The sequence below is a fragment of the Streptomyces tateyamensis genome (assembly GCF_003205575.1).
GTDB lineage: Bacteria > Actinomycetota > Actinomycetes > Streptomycetales > Streptomycetaceae > Kitasatospora > Kitasatospora tateyamensis.
Window position 1 is genome coordinate 88,295 of the sequence record NZ_PYBW01000024.1, and the last position, 7,458, is coordinate 95,752.

Consider the following 7,458-nt stretch of genomic DNA (forward strand, 5'->3'; position numbering starts at 1 on the left):
CGGGTCCGGCTCAGCTCGGTCCAGCTTGGTGAATTGCGAGGAAGAATGAACTTGGACTGATGTCCAAGTCAAGCGTCCAAGAGTCTTGACTTGCCCGCCCGGCCGGGCCAGGGTTGCGCCCACCCGACACGGGGCCGGGCCGAGGAGAGGACCGTCCGTTGAGCATCGACCGGCTGCACCAGGCGACCGCCGCGCTGACCCCGCCGTTCGCGGTGGTCGATCTGGACGCCATGCACGCGAACACCACCCAACTCGTCCGCCGGGCCGGCGGCAAGCCGATCCGGCTGGCCAGCAAGTCGCTGCGCTGCCGGGACCTGATCGAGCGGGTGCTGCGGGTGCCGGGCTTCGACGGCGTGCTCGCCTTCACCCTGCCCGAGGCGCTCTGGCTGGCCGCCACCCTGGCTCCGGAACTCGGCGACATCGTGGTCGGCTACCCCTGCGTGGACCCAGAGCCGCTGCGCGCCCTGGCCGCCGACGAGCAGGCCGCCGCCCGGGTGGCGCTGATGGTGGACGGCGTCGAGCAGCTGGACCTGATCTGCGCGGCCGTCGGCCCGGACGGCCCGCCGCTGCGGATCTGCCTGGACCTGGACGCCTCGCTGCGCCTGCTCGGCGGCCGGCTGCACCTGGGCATGCGCCGCTCCCCGCTGCACGCCCCGGCCGAGGCGGCCGCACTGGCCCGCGCCGTGCTGGCCCGGCCGCGGCTGCGCCTGGTCGGCGTGATGTCCTACGAGGGCCAGATCGCCGGCCTCGCCGACAACCGCCCCGACAAGCCGCTGCTGCGCACCGGGGTGCGCGCGATGCAGCACCTGTCCCGGCGCGAGCTCGCCGACCGCCGGCACGCCGCGGTCCGGGCGGTGCAGGCGGTGGCGCCGCTGGAGTTCGTCAACGGCGGCGGCACCGGAAGCCTGGAGAGCACCGCCGCGGAGGCCGCGGTGACCGAACTGGCCGCCGGCTCCGGGGTCTACGCCCCCGTGCTGTTCGACCACTACCGGGTGTTCACCCCGCGCCCGGCCGCCTACTTCGCACTGACCGTCTCCCGCCGCCCGGCCCGCGGGCACGTCACGGTGCTGGGCGGCGGCTGGATCGCCTCCGGCCCGGCCGGCCCGGACCGGCTGCCCACCCCGGTCTGGCCGCCCGGCCTGAGCCTGGTGCCCACCGAGGGCGCGGGCGAGGTGCAGACCCCGCTCACCGGCGTGGCGGCCGACAGCCTGCGCCTGGGCGACCGGGTCTGGTTCCGGCACGCCAAGGCCGGCGAGCTGTGCGAGCGGGTGAACCTGCTGCACCTGGTGGAGGACGGCCGGATCGTGGGCGAGGTGCCGACCTACCGCGGCGAGGGCCACGCGTTCCTGTAACGTGCCCCGCCTGGAAGACGTCGAAGGCGGCCGAACCGTTGAAGCAATCGAGGCCGTCGAAGCCGCCGATCGAGACCTGGGAGCCGCGCATGAGCCGTCGTTCGGCCGAGGAGCGCCGCGAGGAGCTGATCGAGGCGGCGATCCGGGTGATGATCCGCGACGGGGTGGCCCGCACCACCACCCGGGCCATCGTCGGCGAGGCCGGGCTGCCGCTCGGGGCCTTCCACTACTGCTTCCGCTCCAAGGAGGAGCTGCTGCAGAGCGTGATCGAGCGGATCATGGTGCGGGCGCTGGCCCCGGCGGTCGCCTCGGCGGTGGCGGGCGCGCCGGTCGCGACGGTGGTGCACACCACCCTGGGCGCCTACTGGGAGCGGATCCGCCAGGCCCCGGACGAGCACCTGCTGACCTACGAGCTGACCCAGTACGCGCTGCGCCAGCCGGAGCTGGCCGAGCTGGCCCGCCGTCAGTACCGGCACTACCTGGACGTGTCGCAGAGCTCGCTGGAGACCATGGCCGAGCTGGCCGGCATCGAGTGGACCGTCCCGGCGCCGGTGCTGGCCCGGTTCGCCCTCGGCGTGCTGGACGGCCTGACCCTGACCTGGCTGCTCGACCGCGACGACGCGCTGGCCGACGCGGCGCTGGCCCAGTACGCCGACTACCTGCTCTCGGTGGCCCGACCGCGCGAGCCCTGAGGCCGCAGCGTTTCCGAGGCACGCATCGCTGCGCAAAGTATTCAGTCAAATCCCGCAGCAGTTTGCAGAAATGACGCAAATACTTGCGCTGAATGCCCTACACTCCAGCCATGACACGACGACTTGCCGAGGTGGCCAAGAAGGTCGGGGTGAGCGAGGCAACCGTCAGCCGGGTGCTGAACGAGAAGCCGGGCGTCTCCGACTCGACCAGGGAAGCAGTGCTCACCGCACTGGACGTACTCGGCTACGAGCGGCCGACCCAGCTGCGCGGCGAGCGGGCCCGGCTGGTCGGTCTGGTGCTGCCCGAGCTGAGCAACCCGATCTTCCCGGCCTTCGCCGAGGCGGTCGGCGGCGCGCTGGCCGGCCAGGGGCTCACCCCGGTGCTCTGCACGCAGACGGCGGGCGGTGTCTCCGAGGCCGACTACGTCGAGTTCCTGCTCGCCCAGCAGGTCTCCGGCGTGGTCTTCTTCGGCGGCCTGTACGCCCAGCGCGACGCCCAGCACGAGCACTACGCCCGGCTGGCCGAGCGCGGCCTGCCGACCGTGCTGCTCAACGCCGCCATCGACGGCCTGGACTTCTGCCAGGTCTCCTGCGACGACGCGGTCGCCACCGAGCAGGCGGTGGGCCACCTGCGGCAGTTGGGGCACAGCCGGATCGGCCTGGTGCTCGGCCCGTCCGACCACATCCCCTCCCAGCGCAAGCTGGCCGCCGCGCGCGCGACCATGGCGCGGTTCGGCCTGGAGCTGCCCGACCACCACATCGAGCGGGCGCTGTTCGGCCTGGAGGGCGGGCAGGCCGCCACCACCCGGCTGCTGCGCCGCGGCATCACCGGCGTGGTCTGCGCCAGCGACCCGCTCGCACTGGGCGCGGTGCGCGCGGTGCGCCGGGCCGGGCTCTCGGTGCCGGACGACGTCTCGGTGATCGGCTACGACGACTCCTCGTTCATGATGTGCACCGACCCGCCGCTGACCACCGTGCGCCAGCCGATCGACGCGATGGGCCGGGCCGTGGTGGACCTGCTGGTCGGCGAGATCTCCGGCGTCCGGGTGACCCACGACGAGCTGCTCTTCGAGCCCGAACTGGTGGTGCGCGGCTCCACCGCCCCGGTCCGCGAACGGAGCTGACCCGCCGTGGCACGTCACCGCACGGGTAGCTGGTTCGCCACACTGGGCGGATGAGCGCGCCGTCTGCCGAAACCGCCCTCGAACCCCTCCGGGGCCCTCTGACGGGCTACTGCTACCGGATGCTCGGCGCCGCCGGCGAGGTCGATGACGCGGTGCAGGAGACACTGCTGCGCGCCCACCGGAACCTCCACCGCTACGACTGCGCCCGGGCGAGCCTGTCCACCTGGGTGCATGCCATCGCCACCAACGTCTGCCTCGACCTGCTGCGCGGGGCCGGGCGCCGGGCGCTGCCCTGGGACCTCGGCCCGGCCTCCACCACGGCCGAGTTGGGCGCACCGCTGCCTGCGACCCAGTGGGTCGAGCCGCTGGCGCACTCGCGCCTGGAGCAGGTCGCCGACCCGTCCGAGCTCGCCGTGCGCCGCGAGACGGTCCGGCTCGCCTTCGTCGCCGCCCTGCAGTGGCTCCCGCCCCGCCAGCGGGCCGCGCTGGTGCTGCGCGACGTGCTGGAGTTCACGGCGGCGGAGACCGCGCAGATCCTGGAGTGCTCCGCTGCCGCCGCCAACAGTGCCCTCCAGCGCGCCCGAGCCACCCTGGAACAGCACCGGCCTGCGCCGGCGCAGGCCGCGGACCCGGAGGACCCGGCGCAGCAGCAGCTGTTGCGCGACTACGTGGCGGCGTTCGAGTCCCACGACGTGGACCGGCTGATCGGCCTCCTCGCGCAGGACGTGCGCTCCGGCATGCCGCCGTTCCTGTGGTGGCTGCACGGCCCGCGGCGCATCGGCGCGGCCATGGAGGCGGGCGCGGAGTACTGCGCCGAAGACCGGATGGTGCCCGGGAGCCTCGCGAGCGGTTGCCTGACCCTCGGCCAGTACCGGCCGGACGCGGACGGCGTGCTGCGGCCCTTCGCGCTGCTGCTGCTGGAGCTGCGCGGTGATCGGGTCGCCGAGATCGTCACCTACCTGGGCTGGGGCGACCGGTTCGCGGAGTTCGGGCTGCCACCGCGGCTGTGAACCACAGCTGCGAACCAATTCCGCTGCGGCCGATGAATTCCGGGTCTCCCCGTCGTAGCAGGAGTGACACCACTCCTGCTACCGAAAGGGACGGCACGACCATGGCCATCCAGCAGACCGACCTGCAAGCCCAGACCTACGCCGAGCGTGAGCGCCTCGCCACGCTGCTCAGCGAGCTCACCCCCGCGCAGTGGGACGCACCGTCCCTGTGCGAGGGCTGGCGCGTGCGCGAGGTCGTCGCGCACATCACCCTCCCGTTCCGGTCGGGTCCGCTGCGGTGGGTGACCGGACTGGCCTTGGCCCGCTTCTCCGTCAACCGCTACTGCGACACCGCCGCCCGCCGCGACGGTGCGCGGATGACCGGGGCCGAGCTGCTGGCCGCCCTGCGCGACAACGTCCGCCACCCCTGGCAGCCCCCGGGCGGCGGTCAGGCCGGGGCGCTCAGCCATGACGTGATCCACGGCCTCGACATCACCGAAGCGCTCGGCCTGCCGCCGGCCCCTGCCGACCGCATCGCCACCGTCCTCGCCCACTCCGACGGGCGCGGGCTGGCCTTCTTCGGCGTCGACCTCACCGGCCTCACGCTGCGCGCGACCGACGCCGACGCGGAGTTCGGCACGGGCGAGCGCGTCGTCGCGCTGCCGGCCAAGGACGTCCTGCTGACCATCACCGGCCGCCGCCCGCTGCCCGCCGCCGACCGGGCGGTACGGGCGGACTGACGAAAGGTCACGGGTCGGCGCGCACCGATCTGCCGGCTGGGCCCGGCGGGGGCGCCGCGGGTTCGCGTCCTCGGAGTCAGAAGGTGAGCAGGCCGATGACGTGGCCGTCGTGGTCCACCACCGGCCACGTGTCCAGGCCGCGGGAGTGCATGGTGGCTGCCGCACTGGCGGCGGCCATGTCGGTGGTGGCGAACGGGGCGCGGTCGTGGACGATGTCGCGTACCGGGGTGCGCTCGGTGTACCAGGACCGGGCCTGGAACGGCGCCAGGTGCAGGCGGGTCAGCAGTCCCGCGCAGCGGCCCTCCTCGTCGCGGACCAGCAGGTGGTCCGCGCCGGAGCTGTGCATGATGTCCATCGCCGTGTCGACCATGACGTCGTCGCTGATCTGCAGCTCCGGGCGCTTCATCAGGTCGCCGACGGTGGCGGTGGCGGTACTCGAGGGGTGTTGGAGGGTGACGGTCATGGGCGGACTCCTTGGTGTCTGTCCCGCCGGGGCCGGCGGTGATCGGGGCACTGGGTGGGTCGGCCGACGGAGTCCGCCGGAGTGGCGCGCGGCCCGGTCCGCAGTGCGGACCGGACCGCGCGGGTGCTACGCGGCGAGGGCGACGCGCCGGGGCGCCCGGCGGCGCCCGGCGGACCCCTGGCTCTCCCGACCGGACGCCTGGCTCTCGCGACCGGCGGCCGCCCGGCTGTCGCCGGTGGGGCGGCCTCGGCGGCCGCGGCTCGCGGACTGGCTGCGGCGGGGCCGTTCGACCACGGGGTCGGCGATCACGGTGGGGATGCCGGTGGGCGTGCGGGCGCCGGTGATCCGGGCCAGCTCCTCGTCGCCGGCGTTGACCTGGGTGGTGGTGGGGGTGATGGCGGCCGTGGCCATCATGCGGGACATCTCGCGGCGCTGGTTGGGCAGCACCAGCGTGACCACGGTGCCGGACTCCCCGGCCCGGGCGGTCCGCCCGCCCCGGTGGAGGTAGTCCTTGTGGTCGTTCGGCGGGTCCAGGTTGACGACCAGGTCGAGCCCGTCGACATGGATGCCGCGTGCGGCGACGTTGGTCGCGATCAGGGCCGTGACCTGGCCGGTGCGGAACTGCTCCAGGGTGCGGGTGCGCTGGGGCTGGGACTTGCCGCCGTGCAGCGCCGCGGCCTTCACCCCGTTCGCGAGCAGGTCCTGCACCAGGCGGTCCGCGCCGTGCTTGGTGTCGATGAACATGATCACCCCGCCCTCGCGGGAGGCGATGTGGGCGATCGTGGCGTTCTTGTCGAAGCTCTGCACGTGCAGCACGTGGTGCTCCATGGTGCTGACCGCTCCTGCGGACGGGTCCACCGAGTGGGTGACCGGGTCCTTGAGGAAGCGCCGCACCAGGCGGTCGACGTTGCGGTCCAGGGTCGCGGAGAACAACATCGTCTGGCAGCCTTCGGCGACCTGGTCGAGGAGCTCGGTGACCTGCGGCAGGAAGCCCATGTCGGCCATCTGGTCGGCCTCGTCCAGCACCGTGATGCCGACCCCGTCCAGCTGGCAGTCGCCGCGCTGGATCAGGTCCTTGAGCCGGCCGGGGGTGGCCACCACGACCTCCGCGCCGCGGTTCAGCGCCTGGGCCTGCCGTCCGATCGACATCCCGCCCACCACGGTCGCCATCCGCAGGCGCACCGCGTGGGCGTAGGGGGTGAGCGCGTCGGTGACCTGCTGCGCGAGCTCGCGGGTGGGGACCAGCACCAGGGCCAGCGGGCGGCGCGGCTCGGCGCGCTGTCCGGCGGTGCGGGCCAGCACGGCGAGTCCGAACGCGATGGTCTTGCCGGAGCCGGTGCGGCCTCGTCCGAGGACGTCGCGGCCGGCCAGCGAGTTCGGCAGCGTGGCGGCCTGGATCGGGAACGGCGTGGTGACGCCCTGGCGGGTCAGTACCGCCAGCAGCGCGTTCGGCATGTCGAGCTCGTCGAACGCCTCGACGGCCGGCAGCGCCGGGGTGGTGCTCACCGGCATCGCGAACTCGCCCTGCGGGGCCGAGCTCTGACGACCACCCCGGCCGGCGGAGGACCGGCCGCTGGCCGGCCGGTCGCCGTAGAACGAGCTGCCACCGGAGCGGGAGCCGGCGCCTCCACCGGAGCGGGAGCCGTAAGCCCTGCCGCTGGAGCGGGAGTTGGCGTTCTGGTAGGAGGAGCGACTGGATCGGTTCATGCGGAAAACCTTCCTCGGGGCGGCACGTCACGAGGAAGGCTCTGCGGCGCGGGGCGCCGGCGAAGCCTGCAAGGAAACGGGCCGGAAGTATGACGGGCCGGACGGCCGGACGGGCCGGTCGGGCCGAAAACGTGACGGGTGGAGCGTGGACGGTAGAACCGTGCGGCTCACCTACGGTCGGCGCTCACCGCGTGAGGCGGGAGCGAAGAACCTCGAACCGTGAAGTCACGGCAGGGCGGCGATCCGGACGCGGCGCTGTGCGTCTCGCGTGGGAATGGCCGCCGGTGGCGGAGCCATGGGCCTGAACGGCCAGGGGTATGCGTCGAAGCGCAAGGCCGAGGGGCCCGCACCGTGCATGTACGCGGTGCGGACCCCTCGCTACCAGGCGGGT

Annotated in this window: 7 protein-coding genes; 5 read left to right on the forward strand and 2 right to left on the reverse strand. The window is 73.6% G+C overall.

Annotation, left to right across the window (positions count from 1 at the left end; translation table 11 throughout):
* Nucleotides 1-158: 158 nt before the first annotated feature.
* From C7C46_RS07535 to C7C46_RS07555, 5 genes are all read left to right on the forward strand, one after another.
* On the forward strand, nt 159-1,352 hold the full coding sequence (locus tag C7C46_RS07535) for an alanine racemase (RefSeq protein ID WP_245984271.1): 1,194 nt from the start codon (nt 159-161) through the stop codon (nt 1,350-1,352).
* 89 nt (nt 1,353-1,441) lie between these two features.
* Nucleotides 1,442-2,044, forward strand: coding sequence for a TetR/AcrR family transcriptional regulator (locus C7C46_RS07540; RefSeq protein ID WP_110667050.1), 603 nt, complete (start codon nt 1,442-1,444; stop codon nt 2,042-2,044).
* A 110-nt stretch (nt 2,045-2,154) separates the two neighbouring features.
* A complete protein-coding gene (locus C7C46_RS07545; protein WP_110667052.1) occupies nt 2,155-3,168 on the forward strand; it encodes a LacI family DNA-binding transcriptional regulator in 1,014 nt (337 codons plus the stop codon).
* A gap of 50 nt (nt 3,169-3,218) precedes the next feature.
* Nucleotides 3,219-4,178, forward strand: coding sequence for an RNA polymerase subunit sigma-70 (locus C7C46_RS07550; protein WP_110667054.1), 960 nt, complete (start codon nt 3,219-3,221; stop codon nt 4,176-4,178).
* Nucleotides 4,179-4,279: 101 nt separating this feature from the next.
* Nucleotides 4,280-4,897, forward strand: coding sequence for a maleylpyruvate isomerase family mycothiol-dependent enzyme (locus C7C46_RS07555; protein ID WP_110667056.1), 618 nt, complete (start codon nt 4,280-4,282; stop codon nt 4,895-4,897).
* A 76-nt stretch (nt 4,898-4,973) separates the two neighbouring features.
* Here the strand turns inward: C7C46_RS07555 and C7C46_RS07560 are convergent, their stop codons facing one another.
* Nucleotides 4,974-5,360 (reverse strand): CBS domain-containing protein, encoded by a 387-nt coding sequence (locus C7C46_RS07560; protein WP_110667058.1) that lies wholly within the window; start codon nt 5,358-5,360, stop codon nt 4,974-4,976.
* A gap of 126 nt (nt 5,361-5,486) precedes the next feature.
* Nucleotides 5,487-7,067: a DEAD/DEAH box helicase gene (locus tag C7C46_RS07565; RefSeq protein ID WP_110667060.1), complete on the reverse strand. Its 1,581-nt coding sequence runs from the start codon at nt 7,065-7,067 to the stop codon at nt 5,487-5,489.
* Between the last annotated feature and the right edge of the window lie 391 nt (nt 7,068-7,458).

Excerpts from the sequence above, each read along its gene's own strand:
- C7C46_RS07545 (WP_110667052.1), top strand. The coding sequence starts at position 2,155 with ATGACACGACGACTTGCCGAGGTGGCCAAGAAGGTCGGGGTGAGCGAG.
- C7C46_RS07560 (WP_110667058.1), bottom strand. The coding sequence starts at position 5,360 with ATGACCGTCACCCTCCAACACCCCTCGAGTACCGCCACCGCCACCGTC.
- C7C46_RS07550 (WP_110667054.1), top strand. The coding sequence starts at position 3,219 with ATGAGCGCGCCGTCTGCCGAAACCGCCCTCGAACCCCTCCGGGGCCCT.
- C7C46_RS07565 (WP_110667060.1), bottom strand. The coding sequence starts at position 7,067 with ATGAACCGATCCAGTCGCTCCTCCTACCAGAACGCCAACTCCCGCTCC.
- C7C46_RS07555 (WP_110667056.1), top strand. The coding sequence starts at position 4,280 with ATGGCCATCCAGCAGACCGACCTGCAAGCCCAGACCTACGCCGAGCGT.
- C7C46_RS07540 (WP_110667050.1), top strand. The coding sequence starts at position 1,442 with ATGAGCCGTCGTTCGGCCGAGGAGCGCCGCGAGGAGCTGATCGAGGCG.